This window comes from Paenibacillus sp. JNUCC 34, from assembly GCF_058269055.1.
Genome location: NZ_CM177770.1, coordinates 197072 through 216535 on the forward strand (window position 1 = coordinate 197072; position 19464 = coordinate 216535).

Annotated in this window: 17 protein-coding genes and 1 pseudogene; 8 read left to right on the forward strand and 10 right to left on the reverse strand. The window is 44.3% G+C overall.

Going from position 1 to position 19464, the window contains the following annotated elements:
* Positions 1 to 456: 456 nt before the first annotated feature.
* On the reverse strand, positions 457 to 774 hold the full coding sequence (locus tag AC2TF5_RS00885) for a hypothetical protein (RefSeq protein WP_491300426.1): 318 nt from the start codon (positions 772 to 774) through the stop codon (positions 457 to 459).
* 196 nt (positions 775 to 970) lie between these two features.
* Between AC2TF5_RS00885 and AC2TF5_RS00890 the strand changes: the two genes are divergently transcribed.
* Genes AC2TF5_RS00890 through AC2TF5_RS00900 form a run of 3 tightly spaced genes read left to right on the forward strand, consistent with a single transcriptional unit; the run spans position 971 to position 2887 of the window.
* Positions 971 to 1510, forward strand: coding sequence for a bifunctional transcriptional activator/DNA repair enzyme AdaA (locus AC2TF5_RS00890; protein ID WP_491302768.1), 540 nt, complete (start codon positions 971 to 973; stop codon positions 1508 to 1510).
* Positions 1507 to 2415 carry a DNA-3-methyladenine glycosylase family protein gene (locus AC2TF5_RS00895; RefSeq protein ID WP_491300427.1) on the forward strand — a complete coding sequence of 303 codons (909 nt, stop codon included), beginning with the start codon at positions 1507 to 1509 and terminating at the stop codon, positions 2413 to 2415. The genes AC2TF5_RS00890 and AC2TF5_RS00895 overlap by 4 nt, the downstream gene beginning before the upstream one ends.
* Positions 2408 to 2887, forward strand: a complete 480-nt coding sequence (locus AC2TF5_RS00900; RefSeq protein ID WP_491300428.1) for a methylated-DNA--[protein]-cysteine S-methyltransferase — start codon at positions 2408 to 2410, stop codon at positions 2885 to 2887. Before AC2TF5_RS00895 ends, AC2TF5_RS00900 begins: the two co-directional genes overlap by 8 nt.
* A 5-nt stretch (positions 2888 to 2892) precedes the next feature.
* On the opposite strand, the gene AC2TF5_RS00905 is transcribed toward AC2TF5_RS00900, so the two are convergent.
* From AC2TF5_RS00905 to AC2TF5_RS00915, 3 genes and pseudogenes are all read right to left on the reverse strand, one after another.
* The gene (locus AC2TF5_RS00905; RefSeq protein WP_491300429.1) at positions 2893 to 3660 is read right to left on the reverse strand and encodes a YybI family spore inner coat protein; all 768 of its coding nucleotides are present in this window, start codon (positions 3658 to 3660) and stop codon (positions 2893 to 2895) included.
* 249 nt (positions 3661 to 3909) lie between these two features.
* Positions 3910 to 4203, reverse strand: a pseudogene (locus tag AC2TF5_RS00910) (ArsR family transcriptional regulator); the annotation flags it as partial.
* Between the two features lie 7 nt (positions 4204 to 4210).
* Complete coding sequence (locus AC2TF5_RS00915) at positions 4211 to 5323, reverse strand: amidohydrolase family protein (RefSeq protein ID WP_491300430.1); 1113 nt, start codon at positions 5321 to 5323, stop codon at positions 4211 to 4213.
* A gap of 381 nt (positions 5324 to 5704) precedes the next feature.
* Between AC2TF5_RS00915 and AC2TF5_RS00920 the strand changes: the two genes are divergently transcribed.
* The gene (locus AC2TF5_RS00920) at positions 5705 to 6061 is read left to right on the forward strand and encodes a nucleotide excision repair endonuclease (RefSeq protein ID WP_491300431.1); all 357 of its coding nucleotides are present in this window, start codon (positions 5705 to 5707) and stop codon (positions 6059 to 6061) included.
* Positions 6062 to 6125: 64 nt separating this feature from the next.
* Here the strand turns inward: AC2TF5_RS00920 and AC2TF5_RS00925 are convergent, their stop codons facing one another.
* The 4 genes from AC2TF5_RS00925 to AC2TF5_RS00940 form a co-directional block, all read right to left on the reverse strand.
* Positions 6126 to 7334 carry an MFS transporter gene (locus AC2TF5_RS00925; RefSeq protein WP_491300432.1) on the reverse strand — a complete coding sequence of 403 codons (1209 nt, stop codon included), beginning with the start codon at positions 7332 to 7334 and terminating at the stop codon, positions 6126 to 6128.
* Positions 7335 to 7386: 52 nt separating this feature from the next.
* Positions 7387 to 8349: a phospho-N-acetylmuramoyl-pentapeptide-transferase gene (mraY, locus tag AC2TF5_RS00930; RefSeq protein WP_491300433.1), complete on the reverse strand. Its 963-nt coding sequence runs from the start codon at positions 8347 to 8349 to the stop codon at positions 7387 to 7389.
* 138 nt (positions 8350 to 8487) lie between these two features.
* Positions 8488 to 9843: a sodium-dependent transporter gene (locus AC2TF5_RS00935; RefSeq protein WP_491300434.1), complete on the reverse strand. Its 1356-nt coding sequence runs from the start codon at positions 9841 to 9843 to the stop codon at positions 8488 to 8490.
* A 434-nt stretch (positions 9844 to 10277) separates the two neighbouring features.
* Positions 10278 to 11270, reverse strand: a complete 993-nt coding sequence (locus tag AC2TF5_RS00940) for a glycerophosphodiester phosphodiesterase family protein (RefSeq protein ID WP_491302769.1) — start codon at positions 11268 to 11270, stop codon at positions 10278 to 10280.
* A 156-nt stretch (positions 11271 to 11426) separates the two neighbouring features.
* On the opposite strand from AC2TF5_RS00940, the gene AC2TF5_RS00945 reads away from it, so the two are divergent.
* Complete coding sequence (locus AC2TF5_RS00945; protein WP_491300435.1) at positions 11427 to 12113, forward strand: FHA domain-containing protein; 687 nt, start codon at positions 11427 to 11429, stop codon at positions 12111 to 12113.
* 105 nt (positions 12114 to 12218) lie between these two features.
* Here AC2TF5_RS00945 and AC2TF5_RS00950 read toward each other — a convergent pair whose 3' ends face one another.
* Positions 12219 to 14411 carry a GH92 family glycosyl hydrolase gene (locus AC2TF5_RS00950; protein ID WP_491300436.1) on the reverse strand — a complete coding sequence of 731 codons (2193 nt, stop codon included), beginning with the start codon at positions 14409 to 14411 and terminating at the stop codon, positions 12219 to 12221.
* Between the two features lie 36 nt (positions 14412 to 14447).
* Entirely contained in the window at positions 14448 to 15542 is a 1095-nt protein-coding gene (locus tag AC2TF5_RS00955; protein ID WP_491300437.1) for a GntR family transcriptional regulator, read from the reverse strand.
* A gap of 290 nt (positions 15543 to 15832) precedes the next feature.
* Here AC2TF5_RS00955 and AC2TF5_RS00960 point away from each other — a divergent pair, with 290 nt between their 5' ends.
* The 3 genes from AC2TF5_RS00960 (at position 15833) to AC2TF5_RS00970 (ending at position 19329) form a co-directional block, all read left to right on the forward strand.
* Positions 15833 to 17425 carry an extracellular solute-binding protein gene (locus tag AC2TF5_RS00960; RefSeq protein ID WP_491300438.1) on the forward strand — a complete coding sequence of 531 codons (1593 nt, stop codon included), beginning with the start codon at positions 15833 to 15835 and terminating at the stop codon, positions 17423 to 17425.
* A 62-nt stretch (positions 17426 to 17487) separates the two neighbouring features.
* A complete protein-coding gene (locus AC2TF5_RS00965; RefSeq protein ID WP_491300439.1) occupies positions 17488 to 18423 on the forward strand; it encodes an ABC transporter permease in 936 nt (311 codons plus the stop codon).
* Between the two features lie 12 nt (positions 18424 to 18435).
* Complete coding sequence (locus AC2TF5_RS00970) at positions 18436 to 19329, forward strand: carbohydrate ABC transporter permease (RefSeq protein ID WP_491300440.1); 894 nt, start codon at positions 18436 to 18438, stop codon at positions 19327 to 19329.
* Positions 19330 to 19464: the final 135 nt, after the last annotated feature.

Sequence of the window (19464 nt, forward strand, 5' to 3'; positions counted from 1 at the left end):
AAAAGGACAACGAAGTCGTTTCTGCTTGCTAGAAACATGTAAAGGATTCGATACTTCTTAAATCAAATCCGGAGAAAACCCATCTGCTCCCGGTCCATCTGAAGCCGGCAACGGAAGTGCGGCCGACAAAAGTGGGGAAAAACCAAAAGCCTATTCCGAATCTCGGCCAAATAAAGGTGTTTCGGAACAAACAGCCTGAAATCGCACCAGGGTCGACGGCAAATGTTGTAGCGACAGGCTTTTGGGGGGTAGCTTGAGGGGGCGGGGATGTCGGTGCCTGCTGCGAACCCTGTGGTCCTTGTGGTGGCATAAATGCCATGAATGATCACTCCTTCTGTAGGATGTAATGAAATCTGAACTGAGTTTTTGATGAGTCCAGCGCGCAATGTAGTCAACCGCCGTCATGCGGCGCCGCACGCGCTGTTATTGCACGAGTGAGAGTGTGTGGCCCTAATTCTAGGTATACAGCAGAGTGATCACGAGCAGTTCGTACAGGACAAGGGGTAAAATAACATCATTGTAGTAATTGGGGCCGAAGCCGCGCGGACTGCCTTGACCTGGCAATTTTAAGTATAAAATGCCCTTATCACAGTATGTGATGGACCCTTCGAAAACGTCTCCATCGAGTGTTTCTACGCGAACGAATTGATTCACATGAAGTCTGCACATATGGTGTATGTGATCTCGAGTAGATTTTAGGGAGTGAATATTGTTCGATCCAACTTGATGCAAGATATGCTCCTGATGCCCGGAGCCGGGGTACTGAATGCTCATCGTTTAGACCTCCATCTCTGGGTGTTTATCCATATCTGCAATATATGCGGATGACCATAGGAGGGTGCAGTTTTCTTAGACCATAAGAGCAAAAATGAGGACGAATTGAATAGGAATTCCTTGATACAATAAGGTCAGTAATGTGAAAGGAGGCGGGAGTATAATCGTGGTTCATATCAATCTTTCTTTTGAAGAAATGTGGGAGAAGATCATTGCGTGCGACCGTAAATATGACGGGTTATTTTTTACAGCAGTGAAAACAACTAAAATTTACTGCCGTCCTTCCTGTAAATCAAGAAAGCCGAAAAAGATAAATGTAGAGTTCTTTTTTGACATCGGGGAAGTTGAAAAGGCTGGTTATCGAGCTTGCAAAAGATGTCAACCAGAGGTTGACCACTCTCCGCATGTTGGACTTGTCCGAGATGTCATTGCTTTTTTGGTAAATCATTATAAACAAAGGCTGGAATTAAAAGATATTTCAAACCATGTTGGTGTAAGTCCCTATTATCTTGAACGACTGTTTAAACAGGAGACATCTGAAACTCCTCGTACCTACCTGGATAAAATACGAGTTGATAAAGCGGCCTATTTATTAACAAACACATCAGGAACAAATCTTGAGATTTGTTATGAGGTTGGATTCCAGAGCCCTTCGAATTTTTATAAGGTGTTTCGTCGATTGCAAAATTGTTCTCCCAGCGAATATCGTGGCCTGAACAGTAAGGAGCAGCAATGAATGAGAAAAATTCAGAATCTTATATCGAGATTTGTACGCCAACTGAATTTGATTTTTCGGAGTGTTTAGTGTTCTTAGGGAGGTCTGAGCATGAAGTGCTTCATCAGATCAAGGATGGTTGTTTATATAAACTGGTGAAAATAAATGACGAAATAATTTTATTGAAAATCCGGAGCTCCTTAGGATCAATCTTAGTAGAACTACCAATGGGTCACCCATCTGAAAGCGCACGCGTAGAGGTCGTATCTTATATACGGGAATGGTTTGATTTAGATCAAAACTTGAACAATTTTTACAACGCAGTCAGTCAAGATATGGTACTGGGACAGCTTATCCATAAATATTACGGATTACGGATGATGTGTATTCCAGACTTATTTGAAGCTCTGACATGGGCGATTATGGGACAACAGATCAATTTAACATTTGCACACACATTAAAAAAACGTTTTACGGAGCACTTTGGGGAATGTCTTTCTTTTAAAGGTGAAACCCATTGGCTATACCCGACACATGAAAAAATAGCAGCTTTAGATGTCGAGGATTTAAGGAAGCTTCAATTTACTGTTCGAAAGGCTGAGTATATTATAGGAATTGCTAAAGCCATGGCTAATGGTGAAATTACGAAGCAATCGCTCCTTCAGAAACGAGATTATGAAAAAATAAAACAATCATTGATGGACATAAGAGGAATAGGGGCATGGACGGCCGATTATGTGATGATGAAATGCTTGCATCTTCCCGCTGCCTTTCCAATGGCGGATGTGGGACTTCAAAATGCGTTAAAACTTCTAACAGGACTTGATCGTAAGCCGACGATCGAGGAAATCAAAGAGATGGCAGCGCATTGGGAAGGCTGGCAGGCATATGCTACCTTTTATTTATGGAGGTCTTTGTATGAGTGAACTATATCAATTAGATTACGAATCACCGATTGGAGTTATCGAAATCATTGGAACAGATGAGGCCATTTACTCTATTATGTTCTCTGAACGAGATACCATAGTCCATATGAAGCAACAGCAAACTCCCAAGGTGTTGGTCGATTGCTGTTGTCAGCTTGATGAGTATTTCAGAGGTGAGCGCAGTGAATTTACGTTTCCCTATCGATTTGCAGGAACCGATTTTCAAAAAAAGGTATGGAATGCTTTAACCGGAATACCCTACGCAAAAACGGGGTCCTATAAAGATATTGCTGTTTCCATTGGTCATGGGAAAGCCATTAGGGCAGTCGGAAGTGCAAATGGTAAGAACAAATTAAGTATCGTCATTCCTTGTCATCGGATTATCCGTTCGAATGGACAATTGACAGGTTATGCAGGTGGCTTGTGGAGAAAGGAATGGCTTCTTCAGCATGAACGTACGACGAGCGTATGAGGAAGCTAATAAAGCGCGATTAATTTTGTACCGAGAATGGATACGTTCAGTCTTACAGATTTGAAAGTAGATCCGTCCCATGACAATAGATTTTCGACATAGCCTAATGTATCGGCATTCGTTGGTCCAATGATACGCTGGAGAGCGAGTAAATCATAACTCGACCCCTTAATATCAGTAACGATAGGGTATAATGCCCCCAAAGCAAGTACTTCGCCGCTTACAGGCTGCTTAAGCTTCCCTTGATCTGTGTAGAGTGGTGACAAATAGTCATAGCCCCGATTGCTAATATCGATCGTAAACAGGATGTCCAGTTGAGGGCTTCCGACACTCACCTTATAAAAGTCTTCATAATTAACCTTAAACTGATATAATTCATTATATTTTTGTACGTTAAACAGTTCATGCAGATGGTTATTACGGAATGAGTAGATATAAAAGAAGCCGTATCCTCCGCTGCCTCCTGACTCCATGCCTAAGAATATGTCCGCGACCCGATCCTTGTTAAAATCACCAAGAAACAGCCCAGCATTATATCCGGCATTGTCTGGAGGATGAACGGCTGTTGTTTGTTTAGTAGCCCCATCCTCGATAATGATCGTAATATGGTCAGCAAACATGCTGGTGGGGTCTTCTTTATTGCCAACTAAATACACGGTATCCAGTATACCGTCCCCATTAACGTCGCCGCGTTTCATGTCTAATAAGACTGAAGGGCGAGCTTGTCGATAGGATGGATATCCCCAGTAAGGGCTGTGATTTAAATATCCCATAGGACATCTCCTTGCTCATTGTATTATCGTTCTGTTTATGAGAGCCATGTTCTACAAGGCTCCCGTCATAAAAGAGCCATGAATATGCTCCAGCTTATGCGAATGCCCATATGAAGGTGCTGCAAGGAATAGTTCAGGATATTCGGGGGCAAGAGCGATTGTAGGAACGATTCGTACACGCAGCGTCTACAACAGACAAAGGGAGTGTCCCAGGTCAATGGACCTTATGGGACACTCCCTTTTTGCAGCTTATGTCATATCACTTTTGCTGAAGTGTATAGATAAGCGAGGATAATTTAAGGAGATTTCATTCGTGATTTCTAATAAAACATTTGGGTCAAAAGCCGATGCAAAAATCTCACGATCAGGCAAGAAGGTAACACTGGTACCTGTTTCATTCGTTACACCTACTGTCAGTAAAGCTGTCTGAGGGATTCCGTGTTTGTAATCCTGACGGAATACCTTGCCCTCGCGTCGAATTTCAACCGTAAGCTTTTCTGAGAGTGCGTTAACAATCGGAATGCTAATCCCCTTTTCACTCCCTAGGTTTTTATTTCGCTTTCTCGCTAGTTTGCTCCAGTTCAAATATCAATTCATTGGCCATCCGCTTGTTCAAGCGATGGGTTTTCTTTTCGCCAATTTGGGCAGAAAGCTCTTTAATCTTTGCAATTTGAGTGTCTGTTGGGGGCTGGAGCTCAATTAATCGTTCATAGTTTTGATAAGCTATTTTTTGTGCGGTTTCCGGGGAAAGAAGATCAATGATTTCGTATAAAGCATGGGCAACTTGATATGCGTTTAAGCCGTATCCCGAATCTGTCGATAACATAAACCGATCTGGATACTGCTCCATGAGCGGTACATAATCCTCCAGCTTATGCGTACTGTCAGGGTTATACGCGGTAAAGCCTGCGAAAAAATCGATGTACAGATTTGGATACTTTTCCAATAGTGGTTTTATATTTTCGGGCATATTATATGCATTGGCATGTCCGAAAATAAAAGTCGTATCCGGGTGCTGTTCTAATGCTTGCTTCAGATGCTCAATGGGCGGGCCATTTGTTGGATCGATATGCAGTAGGACAGGAACGCGGTAAGTCGCCGCCAATTCATAGACTTTGGGAAGATTGCCGTCATTCGGATGCTCGGATTTCCACTCTAATTTGGAGACAATCGGGGAGTAGGTGGAGGCGGCAGCGATTTCACCTATGTTTAGATAACCCTGCTCCAGATTTTCTTTCACTATGGACAGGCCCTCTTCGTCGTAGACCGGAAATCCTGCAAAAGACGGGTAAACATGGGACGGGTTTTTGCGATAATGATCCCAAGCCAGTTGATCCGTCACTTTAGCACTCGGTTCTGAAATATCTCCGAATAATACGATTCGATCAATTCCGTAGGAGGTCCAGGTCTTCACCGCATTAGGATTACCAGCGTCATGGTTGTGAATATCAATGAGGGTGATGTCCCGGTATAACTCTTGTACATCCGTACTCGTATCCTTAGATGTGCGAATCTTCTGGATCAAGTCCAGTTCCTGACTTGGCTTATAGTCTGTAAGAGGTTCAACAATTACGTTACTGCCTGACCCTGATGAACATGCGGCTAGAACTGAAACACCGAGGCTAAGTATACAAAGTGTGTTTCGCAGCTTCTTTCGAGGCATTTTTCTTTCCTCCATTATCACAATTATTTTTTTGTTTTCCCGCTGCCTCATGCCTATGCCTTGTTTTATCTGGGGAAACTTTACATTTTATAAATAGAGTATGTGGTAAAGCAGCTGTAAACTCAACTGTTAGTTTTGGACAAGCCCGGGTGATAACATATAATTGATGGCTGATTTCTTTAATGAAAAACGGCGAGCCGAAGAAATTGCCTTCAGTTCGCCACTCCTATGGATATGTTATTTAGACCGTGAGAAGGCCATGTCGGCCTAATTCATCCGGAAACACAACGAGATGATGCGTATACGCATCAAATCCAGGTGGTTTCGCGTTTGTAAGTGTGATAGTATTTACATCTATATAAGATGAGGAAGTGAGCTTTAGTGATAAACATAACCATTCCAACACCGGATGTTACCATTACCAAACAAGATGCTCCAGAGCTAAGTCATATTTACGGATTTACGGATTTTCACCTGATCTCCAGAGAAAAGGGTGGAATCTTTATGTTTTACAACGATAATGACGAGCTATTGTTCGTTGGTAAAGCTAGAAAGCTGAGACCGAGAATCAAAAAACATTTTGAGGACTCTGTCTCCGTGATCAAGGACCATAGAAACGAAGTTACAAAAATTGAAGTTTGTATCATCGAGGATCCTGTACACAGGGAAATCTATGAAACGTACATTATTAATGAGCTCAAGGCCAAATACAACGTAGATAAAGTGTTTTTCAAATAATTAGTAGACAATAAAAAAGCAATAGACGCAGCCTCTCGGGACTCCGTTATTGCTTTTTTTGTGTTTAACGGGCTTGTAGCGCACTATGTTTACGTTCAACGATGTAGCAGGCCGTACCCAGGATTAGACCGAGCCCTACAAGCAGCGCACCAACCCAAGGAAGGGATGTTATGGACAGATGTGTAATGACCCATCCTCCAATGAAAGCTCCAGCGGCATTACCCAGATTACCGGCAGAGTGACTGGAAGTAGAAGCAAGCGCTGGAGCGGCCTGGGCCAGACTCATAATCCGTACTTGTAGTCCCGGCATCACTGCGAAGGAAGCAGTACCCCATAGAAATATAGTCAGTACAGCAGCTAGCGGACTATACACGGTAAAGGTAAAGAGGGTAAGAATGACACATATTGCAAAATATAGCCCCAGTATAGAAGGCATCAGCTTCCAGTCTGCAAGCTTGCCGCCAACGATATTACCAATCGTGACGCCACAGCCGAACAGGACCAGAATCCAGGTTACACTGTATTCGGCGAAACCGGTCACTTTTACGAGCAGGGGAGTAATATACGTAAATACGGTGAATAAGCCGGCGTTGCCTAGAGCGCCGATTAGCAAGTATAGGAGTAACTTGGGCTGAATCAGAGCGGAAATTTGCTGTACAAGACTAACCGGTTTGTCTTGTTTCATATGCGGAATGAAGGCAATAATGCCGATCAGTGCCACAACACCCATGATTGCAATTGCGCCAAAAGAAGCCCGCCATCCCATGTTTTGTCCGATGAATGTACCTAGAGGAACCCCAATGATATTAGCAATGGTTAAGCCCGCCATCATAATGGACACAGCCCCGGCGCGCTTATTCGGTGGCACCAGATTAGAGGCGATAACGGCGCCAACCCCGAAGAACGTCCCGTGGGTTAATGCAGTTATCATGCGGGCTACCATAAGTACAGCATAATTCGGAGCGAACACAGAAATGCCATTGCCTAGAATGAATAGGACCATGAGTAGATACAGCAGCTTTTTTTGCGGGATTCGTTGTGTAAGGATGGTCAGAATGGGAGCACCCACGGCTACTCCGAGAGCGTACATTGTAATGAGTTGTCCTGCCGTTGAAATGCTAACATGCAGATCATCAGCTACATTGGGTAGAATCCCCATAATAACAAATTCAGTCATGCCGATCGCAAAAGCGCCTGCCGTAAGAGATAGTATAGAGACAGGGAATGGTTCTTTACGTACCTGTTTTCTGTTCATACTTTGAGTTAGATTCATGGTGAAGATGCCAACCTTTCTTCTGTCTATAATGAAGTCACTTGCATTACATTTATGAATTTCCTCCGAGTACATACTTCCATAGAAGCCAGCAAATAAGCACTGAAAACCAGGAAATAAAACCAAACACCATAACAATCTTGTTCTCGCTCCAACCATACTTGAGACTGAAGTGATAATGGATAGGGGCCATCTTGAACAGACGTAGCTTCGTGCGTTTGTAATACCAGACTTGTAAGATGACAGATAGCTGTTCTGCTAAATAAACAGAGAACAGAATCGGGATCAAAATCTCAACCTTCTCGATCACCGCCAAAATGGAGAGTGAACCTCCAATCGCGAGTGATCCGGTATCGCCCATAAAAGCTCGAGCCGGATAAATATTGTACAGAAATAGGCCAAGCAGACAGCCAATCATAACGAGCGAGAATACTTGTACTTCCGGTTTCTCTGAAATCAGAAAGAAGAAAAAGTAGGTCGGGATCGCCACGTTAATTAAAAGTCCGTCCAGTCCGTCCGTAAAATTGATGGCATTGGCAGAGCCGACCACGAACAGCAGCATGACCGGTAGATATATATAAATGGGCAATTGCAGCTGGAATCCCTGAAACAGTGAGATGTCACTTGTCAGGCCAAACGAACGAAACAGTACAAATAGCAGCGCACCGGTAAAAGCAAATTGAAAGGCGAGTTTCATGCGACCTGAAATACCTGAGGGGTCCTGAAACGCGGCCTTTTTGTAATCGTCCATAAAGCCGATGGAGCTAAACAATATAAACGTAATGCATAGAAACATCATTAGAGGAGTGGGATGAAACTGGAGTGACATCGCTACACCTGTTAGCAGAATAAGACCTGCCATGAGCGGTGTTCCACGCTTGGCTTGGTGGTCCGGTGGCAGTTCCGTGCGAATTGGCTGCGTAAGCTTCAGCGTGTGTAATCCTTTAATGAGCAGCGGCGTCAACACCGCGACTAGCAAGAATGATAAACCAGACACGCCTAAAATTCCGAACATATAATAAACACCGCTTCCTGACGGATTGTCCTTTTTTACTATATATTTCGATTATATGGACAATTATTCCTTTTGTGAACAATAAAATAAGCCACCCCTTAAAGGAGTGGCCTTCTTTCAAATTATCTTTATGCTAGTTTATTCAAAGTTAATAACTCCTGTCGTATGCAGCAACACGAGGAACACGAGAATCGGTGCTACATACCGCAGCATGAAGAGCCATATACGGAACCAGCCGGATTTCAGGCCTGCGCCTTCGGCAGCCCCTTTCCAGTAATATCCTGCAAAGATCGTAGTTATAAGTCCGCCGATCGGAAGCATGATGTTGGAGGTGATGAAATCCAACCAGTCAAAGAAACTCTTACCTCCCATATCGGAAAGTGAAGGCGCCATCCCGAACGATAGGACGGACGGAAGACCGATCAGCAGGAGTACTACGGAGATAATTACTACCGATTTTGCACGACCCCAGCGCCAACGTTCCATGGCGAAGGATACCGGTACTTCAAGCAGTGAGACGGTAGAGGTTAATGCTGCAAATGAAAGCAGGGTAAAGAACAGACCGCCGAAGAATGTACCAAATGGCATGGCTGAAAAGGCGGCTGGCAGGGCGATAAAGACAAGTGATGGTCCTGCGTCCGGCTCAATACCAAAAGAAGCAGTGGTCGGGAAAATAATGAGTCCAGCAATGAATGCATAGATAAGATCACCGGCTCCAATGGCAAGCGTTGCAGTACCTAGCGATTGACGCTTGTCTACATAAGCGCCATAGGTAAGCAGAATACCCATGCCCAGGGATAGTGAGAAGAAGGCATGTCCCAGAGCGACCAATGCAGCTTCTGTAGACAGCTTGGAGAAGTCCGGGTTCAGGAAGAAGGATACCCCGGCTCCTGCCCCTGGCAGTGTAACAGCTCGGATCATGAGCACGATCAACAGCATAATAAGGCCCGGAATCAGTATTTTGTTAAATTTCTCAATACCTCCGGATATACCGCGTGCCACGACGAACCCTGTAAGCGCAACGGCTACTATCTGCCATACCATCGGCATATAACCGCCAGTAAAGGCAGTAAATTGCCCTCCGAAATCGGAATCCACAAATAACTGCCCGCTGAACGATAAAAATGCATAATGAAGCGTCCAGCCTGCGATAATGATGTAAAAGGACAATATGATGAATGGCGCAATAACCTGCAGCAGCCCTAAAGGGCCGAATGCTTTGGGACCGCCTGCCTTAACATAAGAAGTGGCCGCGCTTCCACGCCCTGCTCGTCCAATTGCAAGTTCAGCCAGAAGCACAGGCAGACCGATAATGATCAGGCAGATGATAAAGAGAAGGAAAAAAGCCGCTCCGCCATGCTCCCCGGTAATGTACGGAAATTTCCACATATTCCCCAGGCCTACAGAACTTCCGATTGCAGCCAGAATAAAACCCATTGAAGAAAAACGATCATTCTTACCGGGAGCTGACGGATTCCCTTGTTGTAAACTCATAAATTAACCCCCAGTCGATTGTATTACAATATTAAAGTTTCTTTATTATATTTCATATCGTGTCACAAAGTCATGAGTAAAATCTCATAAGCCTTAGATAATAAACCTATAACTTATATAGGTTTTCCTTATAAACAGTTACCCCGTGATGGTTACGGTATAATCGCCACTCGTAATCAGATCGGACATTTTATAGAAAAAGAGCGCTGATTCACCTTGTGAATTCAGCGCTCCACATATCATATAAATCAACCAAACCGTAGGAATGGGGGAAAATTGCTATTGATAGGATACAAACTTCAATAATCTATATGGAAAAGCTGTATCTCTCGATTGTCTAATAGAGACAGAAGGTACAGCTTTACTAGAGTTGACTCGGACTCGTATGAAAGGTGACATTTACACGAGATAGCGTTCATATACCAAGTCCTTCTTTATGGTTTCAACTCGCCCAGTTTCAGTGCCGGGCCGATCAAGTCAATGCGATTTGTCCAGAGGCCGCCGCTATAATCAGCGGGCAGTCTTTCCAGGTCCTGCTCTGAATCAAATCCTTCCGACCATCCACCGTTGCCAGCCACTACAATTACCCGCGTATTTACGCTATCCATCCGGTTTAAAAATTTATCCGGCCATCCCCATAAGTAACGGGCATATTTTTCAGGAATATGCAACTGGGTGTTGCGACATACCGACGGTATGTAACCTGTCCAACTGGCGCCTGTATAGGAAACGAGGCAGCTCTCCAGGGTAGCCTTGGACATGACCCGAAGAGAAGGGAGCTCTGCTTTCAAGGTACTAATTGGTGCATCATCACCATACACCGTGAGCTTGCTCAAATGCTCCTCCGGTAGATTTTGAAGATATTCCGTCATTTGAGCACCTTCTTTAGCATCGCTGCTCTTGATATGGATCAGGAAAGAGCTGTCCGGGAATGTTGAGAGAACCTCGCTCAAGGAAGGCATAAGACCTATTCCTTTACCCCGAAACGGATAAGTAGCTCCTTTGTCAGCCGTGTATCCATAGCCGATGTCTATGTTTTTCAGCTCTTCCATGGTATAATCCATGACCATGCCTTGTACGTTCGTACGGCACCCTAGGGTCCAATCATGAAATACGGCAAACTGACCGTCCTTTGTCGGTTTGATATCCAGCTCAACCAGGTCCGCTCCCGCGTCAAAAGCGGCTTCCATGGACGGAATTGTATTTTCCAAATAGGGGTGCTCTGGCTCATAAATGCGGGAGGCTGTGCAAGTGTCTGCTTCAATGCCCTCCATGGGAAATGTTTGGCCGAGACCGCGGTGTGCTAGAATCAAAGGTTTAATATTGCGTTCTTTGGTAAGAAGTGAAGTATTATTTAAAAATATGAATACGAACAATACGAGAATAAATGGTATGATTTTCTTCCATCTTTTTTTGTTTTTCACTATCCGATCCTCCACAATCTGTTTACAATATACAGTAATAAAGACCTTCTTATTTAATCTTATCCATATGGCGAGCTCACTCAATAGCTGAACCATAACAGTTACATGATAACGATCTGATAATAGCAATATAATGATAAAGATACGGGAGGGGAAGTTATGGATAAATCCTCCTTTTTGATGGTGGAACGGGGAAATCCTTACGAACGAGGGGATATCATTCCGCTGACAAGCAAGGTGATGGTTTTGGGTAGGAAGGGAAAGCAGTGGGATCCCGATATTTCCTTTGATAATGTATTTGTGTCCCGAAAACACGCAGCTCTATTGTATAAAAACGGGCGTTTCTTCATTAAAGATTTGAACAGTAAGCACGGGACTTTCGTGAATCAGGAACGGTTGGCGCCGAACGGGGAGGTACCCCTTCAACATGCGGATTTGGTAGCACTTGCGGGGGATTTGATTGTCTTGTCGTTCTCCATCCTCAGTATGGATGAAACGATGGACATTACGCCACTGATGAAACAAATGGTGGTCGTTGAGGCACCTGGCGGGGTTAAAATGGACCCGTTCAAACAGGAGCTTGTTTTCGGAGAAGACGTTTATGCTTTTTCAGAAAAAGAGTATAAATGCATGGAGCTGCTGATCCAGCATAAAGGACAGTTCGTGTCCAAGGAACAGCTAAAGCTGGAGGTATGGCCTGAACGAGGTTACAGCATAGGAGAGATTCCGGACGTGAGCGCGGAGGAGCTAAATGCTCTAATCTACCGGGTAAGGAAGAAAACACGCCATATTTTGTCTATTGAAAGTATCCGGGGGAAAGGATACATTCTACATTCCGAAGATTAAGATGCCGGAGTATATTAAAAAAAGGGACACCCCGGACCAGTAAATCTGGCTTGCTTGGGATGTCCCTTTGTTCTTGTTAAATGGAGTGCATAATATGATTAATCGTTATTTTTTTGAAATCGAGAATGGAATCTCGTCTTGTTCATATTGGCGGAAGCTAGGAGCCAACCCAAGGCGGAAATCCAGTGTTTTACCATCCATAATATCCTCATGCTTAATGTACAGCTTAGTGTAATCTTCGCCGTCCAGCGTAACATTGGCTACGAAATTGGACTGAGGGTTATTGTTATCGGTATGAACCTGCATCTGTTTGCCGTTTGGCAACTCAATCGTTACGCTGTCGAATAGCGGAATACCGAGTACATATTCTCCGCTTCCCGGACATACCGGATAGAAGCCCATGGAGCTGAATACATACCATCCGGACATACTTCCGTTATCCTCATCACCCGGGAATCCGTCAAAGCCGCTGTTGAACAAGTTCGTCAAAATCTGCTTGATCACAACCTGGGACGAAGCCGGCTGTCCGACATAGTTGAACAGATATGGAATATGGAAGCTCGGCTGATTGGAAATCGCCACCTGTCCGAAATCGATCGCCGCCATTTCACTCATTTCATGAATTTCAAAGCCGTAACCCTTCACATCAAAGTCCGGAGCTTTGTTGCACAATTCGGTTATTTTGTTAAAGAATCGTTCCTTCGATCCATAACCTTCAATCAATCCTTCGAAATCTTGGAATACCGCAAAGCTGGTCTGCCACGCACTACCTTCGGCATAATCAAGCCCCCAACTCGTATCGTTGAAGTCCGGACGGAATTGTCCATTTTGGTCCTTGGCCCGCATAAACCCGGTTTCGGCATCAAAAATGTTGCGGTAGTTCAGCGCGCTTTGTCTGTATCGATCAGCCAATTCCGATTTCCCTAATACATCCGCTACCCGGCTGATACAGTAATCGCTGTAAGCATAATCGAGCGTATGGTTGACGCTTTCGTGATAGTTGCTTGGCACATAACCGTATTTCAAATAGTCCAGAGTGCCCTGGCGACCGTAAATGTTCATCTCGCTCTGCGTTGTTGCTGCCTTCAGCATCGCTTCAAGCAGTTCTGACAGTAGAGGATCAGCAATGCCTTTTACGGCTGCGTCAGCAATAACGGCATCAATCAGTGTACCAGGCATCAGACCGCGCTCATCCGGAGATAGCCATTTAGGCAAGAAGCCGGCTTCCTGATACGAATTCAGATAGCCCTCCAGCATTTCCTTGTACTCCTGAGGGGCGATAATGGAATAGAGCGGGTACACCGTTTTGTATGTGTCCCAGAATCCGTTATTGGTGTACAGAATGCCCTTCTTAACGGCTTTGGCGGTCGTATCGTAATGAATCGGCTCCATATTACCATCCAACTCATAGAACTTCTGAGGGAACAGGAACATGCGGTACAAACATGTGTAGAAGGTTTTTAAATATTCTTCATTGTGATGTGTCACTTTGATCTTGTTTAAATAGTGATTCCAGGCGCCTGCTGCTTCTTCTTTCATATCTTCAAAAGAGGCTGCAATCTCCCGCTGGTAGTTGAGCTCCGCCTGCTCGAGGCTAATAAAGGAGGTGGCAAGTTTGACCTCCAGCGTATCCCTCTCGCAATCCGTAAAGCGAATGACCGCATGCTGATCGGTTCCCTCCAGCACTGCAACATTCTCTAGTTGTTCTTTGGCATTGTAAAAGCCAGAAGTGGATGGATCGATGTCCTTGTTAAACGTCATAACGATATAAATGCCAAAATTCTCATCCTGACAACCGGAGAAATTGCTAATGAAGCCGGAGAGTTTGCGGCTTGCCGCATCCCATTGCAGCGAGCTTTTCCCTTTGGCGTTCAGCACAAGACCTGCTTGTTGACTGGAGTTGTATTTGATTCGAAGCGATGCGCCGTAGCAGGACGGAACGAGTTCAGTCATTATGTTGTAGCGCTGCTGCTTTACACGAACATAATGTGGTTTGAAGATGGCTTCTTCCGGACGATAGGAGCTTTGACAGGAGAAGATAGACCCTCTGATCTTGTCATCGGCGATCGGCGTCAACAAGAAATGGGCGAAGTCTCCCATCCAAGGACTCGGCTGATGTGTTAAACGTATTCCTTGAAAAACACGGTCATTCGGATTGAAGAACCAGCTTCCCTGATCGTTGGTTTGAACAACAAAGTGATTCATACCGAAAGGTACCGAAGTGTACGGCAGCGTATTGCCATTCGAATACGAATGTTTGTTGTTAGAGCCTTGTCTAGTATCGATATAGTGCAGCATGCTAAGAGTCTCCTTTAGTAATGAAAGTGATAGGTATTACAATCTCCTCACGGTCTGTCGTTCGATGAGCTTGACCGGAACGACTACGTTTTCCATTGATTGTTCGTGAGGTTTTTCAATAAGCTGTATCAGGCTCTGTGCAGCCAGATATCCCATTTTGCCAAAGTCTTGTGAAATGGTAGTCAGCTTGGGCTCTACAAAGCTTGCGAGATGAATATTATCAAATCCCACAATAGAGAAATCATCAGGTACAGACAGACCAAGCTCCTTGGCGATTTGAATAATCTCGATGGCGATAATGTCGTTCTCGGTGACTATTCCCGTGATTCCCTGCTCCAAGATCGTTTGAATGAAGCGGATATAATACTCTCGCCCGTTGTCATCATCATGCTTTAAATAACGTTCAGTTACGTCATTCACGCTGTGATCAATCAGATCATAATCAAACAGCGCTTTTAAATAGCCTAAGTATCGTTCGCGTATCGAAGAGGAATATTCCACCTTTAGCGAGGAGATAAAGGCTATTTTTTTGTGGTTGTTCTCGATCAGATGCTTGGTTGCCTGGTAAGCACCATCAAAGTTATCCGACACGACGGACAGAAACGGAATGCCTTCAACACCTTTATCCATCGTTACAAAAGGGAATTGGGATAAATGACATTGGTACAAAATGCCGAGGTCCGAAATGCTGCTCACAGGATAAAAAATGATGCCCGAATTCGAGCTTTGAAGAGCAGACTGCAGCAGTTTCCCTTGTCCGACAATCGTGTTGGACTGGATATTGAGGGTGTATTCCGTTCCCGCAAGGTATTCATTGATTCCCTTTTCGTAATCGCCAAGACCCGGATTATGAGTGAACGGCAGGATAAGCAAAATCTCTTTGCTGGCTTTATCCAAGGAACGATTGGCCGAAAGCACGGAATTGACAAAGCTGCCCTTGCCCTGTATGCGGTAGATCAGATTGGCATTCTCCAGCTCGGTGAGCGCTCTTTTGGATGTAATTCGACTCACGTTGTATTCTTTGGAGATTTCGGCTTCTGTCGGAAGTTTGTCACCGCTCTTAAATTCACCAGATTCAATCTTCGTTTTTAAGGCAATGACGATATGTTGATATAGTGGAATGTTTCCCATATACAATCCCCTTGCTAAATTTGATATATCATTTAACTATAGATATGTCAAAGTATTGTGAATATTTTTAATAATGATTCTCCATGAGAACTTTCACTTGTAGTTCATTTCTTAGGTTTCAATCCCTGAGAAAGCTCCTAGTCTCCATAGTATATTTATGTGCGAAATATTTCAAGGACAATCGCTTACTTACCATAAAACAGAAATGTAAGCGCTAGACAAATGAGATAGTATATCATATAATCAGTTTGTGATTGGACATGATATATCAAATTTTGGGGGTTGATTGAGTGTTTACTTCGAAGAAGGGCAAAGTTGTAATATCAATGTTACTGGCATCGTCCCTGCTTGTTACAGCTTGTGGTGGTAAATCAGAGGAAGCGAAGAACACGGATTCTACTGGTGAGAGCGCAAAAACGACAGAAATTTCGCTCTTAAGACCAAGCTGGAACAATCTGCGACCTGCATCAAGTGATTTATGGATGTGGCAAGAATACGAGAAGATGTCCGGAATTAAAGTGAACTGGGAAGAGCTCACAGATATCGGCGAGAAGAAAAACGTCATTTTGACCAGAGGCGATCTGCCTGATGCGTTCTATCAAGTGGACTGGAACAATGGAGAATTGCTGAAATACGGTAAGCAAGGTCTGTTCTTGCCGCTTGAGGATTTGATCAAGGAGCATGCGCCGAATCTGCAGAAGTATCTCGAGGAGAACGAAGATGTAAGAAAAGGGTTAACTAGTGCGGATGGTCACATCTACGCAACTCCTTATCTCGACCCTTATCCGGAAGGTAACCGGACGATCCGCTTGTGGATCAACAAGAAGTGGCTGGACAACCTCGGCATGGAGGTTCCTAAGACCACTGCCGAGCTGGAAGAGGCTTTGATGGCATTCGTTACGAAGGATCCAAACGGCAATGGCCAGAACGATGAGCAGGGCTGGTATATGCCAAGTGGTTCGCTTGGCTGGACCTTCGAGCAGATGATGATGGGTTCCTTTGGCATTGGCAACGGCGGCCGTAAGGCATTAGGTAACTTTATCTATGTTGATGATAACGATGAGGTTCAGCTTACGATTACAGCTGATGGGTATAAAGAGCTTCTGAAGTACGAGAACCGGTTGTATGAAAACGGGGCTATCAACAAGCAGGCCTTCAGCGGTGTTGATTATGACAAATGGACTGCTGACGCTGCAAAAGATACGGTCGGTGCTTGGAACTGGGCGGCACCGGACTATGTCGGTGAGAGCGTAAAGGATGATTTTGTCGCAATTAACGTACTTGCTGGTCCTAACGGAGATACCGCTTCTCTGACCGATTCCCAGGTTGCAGGCGCATCCAGTCTTGTCATCACGAAGGATGCGAAGGACCCAGGAGCTATTCTGAAATGGGTTGACTATTTCTACAGTGAAGAAGGCAGCGTGTTTGGCTATCTCGGTAAAGAGGGCGTTACCTACAATATGGAAGACGGCAAGATGGTCTACATCGATGAGATCTTGAACTATAAAGATGGTATCGGGCTCGGAGCATTCCAACATGTCGATAACGTGTATGGCGGGTACTTCCCATACATTGAGCTTTCTCCGGAAGTTAGAGCGGCTGCAGGCAAAAAAGAAGCAATGGTCTACACGGATTTGACGGAAGAGACATTGCCAAGTGTAATGCTGCCAGACCTGCCGGCAACCATCGAGGAAGCGAATGAATCCTCCTCTATTCTTGCAGACGTAGGTAACTTTGTCGGACAGATGCGTGTTGAGTTTGTTACAGGCACCAAGGATATCGACAAAGAGTGGGATAACTACATTGCACAGTTGAAAAAAATGGGCTCGGATAAATACTTGGAAATCAAGCAAGCGCAATACAAACGTTATAAAGAGAGCTAAACGATCCGTTTTTGGGGAGATTCTTAGGGAATCTCCCCAAATTTTAAGGAGAGGGGAAAACTATGGAATCTTCACTTCACAAGAAAAATCTTCTTAAGTCGAAACGTAAATCATTTCGGAAGCATAAATGGTTGTATATCATGATGCTTCTGCCACTAACCTCCTTGATTATATGGAACTACATCCCGATGTACGGGATTATTATTTCGTTTAAAGACTACTCTCCAGCACTTGGAATTATGGACAGTCCGTGGGTGGGCTTTGCCCATTTCGAAAGGTTTTTTAACGCCTTCTATTTCTGGGATGTAATTATCAACACCCTGCGAATCAGTCTATACAGCCTTCTTGTTGGCATTCCGCTACCGATTATATTAGCTGTCATGTTTAACGAGCTGCGCAGTAAGAAGTATAAGTCTCTTGTACAAACCATTTCCTACATTCCTAACTTCATTTCGATTGTTATCATTGTCGGTATGGTTACGTTTTTCACGTCTCCTGTCGATGGTGTTATTAATGCCATAATTGAGTATTTTGGCGGCACGCCAATTGATTTTATCGGTAGTCCGAAGCTGTTTCCACATGTTTTTGTCTGGTCTGGTATTTGGCAGACGGTCGGTTGGGGGACGTTGATCTATACTGCTGCGATGTCCGGCATTCCGCAAGACCAATATGAAGCAGCTTATCTTGAAGGTGCGTCCCGAATGCAGTGCATTCGCCATATTACGATTCCGGCAATCATGCCGACCATTGTGATTTGCGCCATCTTAGCCACCGGGTCCGTCATGTCAGTCGGATTCGAAAAGGTACTGTTAATGCAGAATGATGCAAACCTTGCTACATCCGAGGTTTTGTCAACATATACGTATAAAGCGGGTATTTTGAATGCGGAATACAGCTTCTCCGCTGCTGTGGGCTTTTTTAACAATATCATTAACTTTATCGTTCTGTATCTGGTGAATAAGTTCGCTCAGAAATTTAGTGAGACAAGCCTGTGGTAAGGAGGAGCAACTATGCAGTTATTTCTATCTAGAGAAGACAAAATTTTTAATTGGATCAACATATCGATTATTGGAATCATCACACTGATTATTTTGTATCCATTATTGTTTGTTGTGTTTGCATCGCTCAGTGATCCTCGTCAAATATTCGATAATGCCTTATTGCTCTGGCCTAAAGGCTTTACATTAGAAGGATATAAGCGGGTGTTTGATAACCCGGATATATGGATGGGCTTCAAAAATGCAGTGATCTACACCGGGCTGGGAACAGCCGTAAACGTCATGATGACAACGCTGGCGGCATACCCGTTATCCCGGCGGGATTTTCGGGGACGGAATTTTATTACGATCCTGTTTACGTTCACGATGTTCTTCTCCGGCGGTCTCATTCCTACGTATTTGGTTAACCAACAATTGGGCATTATTAACACCATGTGGGTTATGATCCTGCCGGGTGCGGTCAGCGTATACAACATGATCATTATGCGTACCTACTTCCAGCAGAACATTCCCATAGAATTGGAGGAAAGTGCATTTATTGACGGAGCTACCGATATGCAGCTACTGATTAAGGTTGTATTGCCACTTTCAACGCCAATTATTGCGGTAATGATGATGTTCTATGGTGTGGGCAGATGGAACGGTTATTTCGATGCTATGATTTATTTGTCAGATCGTGACTTGTTCCCGCTGCAGCTGATTTTGAGGGAAATCCTCGTACAGAACCAGATGGGTGATGTGGCTAATCAGGCGATCATGACGAGCAACCAAAGCGAGGTCAATATGATCAAGCAGTCAATTAAATATGCTGTGGTTGTTGTATCCAGTATTCCGGTACTCCTTTTCTATCCGGTTGTGTCCAAGTATTTTGAAAAAGGGATCATGATTGGTGCTATCAAAGGTTAAGTATCATACGCTCGTTCTGTGTTTCATGAAAGACACCATTCTTTTTTCCTGTGATGGGAAATAGAATGGTGTTTTTTTCATGCCCCTGAACACTTGCCCAGGCCCATGCATAGCATATAACACAACTTTTGGAGG

Bases quoted from the DNA above. Each gene is read 5' to 3' on its own strand.
- AC2TF5_RS00885 (WP_491300426.1), bottom strand. From the start codon at position 774: ATGAGCATTCAGTACCCCGGCTCCGGGCATCAGGAGCATATCTTGCAT.
- AC2TF5_RS00890 (WP_491302768.1), top strand. From the start codon at position 971: ATGTGGGAGAAGATCATTGCGTGCGACCGTAAATATGACGGGTTATTT.
- AC2TF5_RS00895 (WP_491300427.1), top strand. From the start codon at position 1,507: ATGAATGAGAAAAATTCAGAATCTTATATCGAGATTTGTACGCCAACT.
- AC2TF5_RS00900 (WP_491300428.1), top strand. From the start codon at position 2,408: ATGAGTGAACTATATCAATTAGATTACGAATCACCGATTGGAGTTATC.
- AC2TF5_RS00905 (WP_491300429.1), bottom strand. From the start codon at position 3,660: ATGGGATATTTAAATCACAGCCCTTACTGGGGATATCCATCCTATCGA.
- AC2TF5_RS00915 (WP_491300430.1), bottom strand. From the start codon at position 5,323: ATGCCTCGAAAGAAGCTGCGAAACACACTTTGTATACTTAGCCTCGGT.
- AC2TF5_RS00925 (WP_491300432.1), bottom strand. From the start codon at position 7,334: ATGAATCTAACTCAAAGTATGAACAGAAAACAGGTACGTAAAGAACCA.
- mraY (WP_491300433.1), bottom strand. From the start codon at position 8,349: ATGTTCGGAATTTTAGGCGTGTCTGGTTTATCATTCTTGCTAGTCGCG.
- AC2TF5_RS00935 (WP_491300434.1), bottom strand. From the start codon at position 9,843: ATGAGTTTACAACAAGGGAATCCGTCAGCTCCCGGTAAGAATGATCGT.
- AC2TF5_RS00945 (WP_491300435.1), top strand. From the start codon at position 11,427: ATGGATAAATCCTCCTTTTTGATGGTGGAACGGGGAAATCCTTACGAA.
- AC2TF5_RS00950 (WP_491300436.1), bottom strand. From the start codon at position 14,411: ATGCTGCACTATATCGATACTAGACAAGGCTCTAACAACAAACATTCG.
- AC2TF5_RS00955 (WP_491300437.1), bottom strand. From the start codon at position 15,542: ATGGGAAACATTCCACTATATCAACATATCGTCATTGCCTTAAAAACG.
- AC2TF5_RS00965 (WP_491300439.1), top strand. From the start codon at position 17,488: ATGGAATCTTCACTTCACAAGAAAAATCTTCTTAAGTCGAAACGTAAA.
- AC2TF5_RS00970 (WP_491300440.1), top strand. From the start codon at position 18,436: ATGCAGTTATTTCTATCTAGAGAAGACAAAATTTTTAATTGGATCAAC.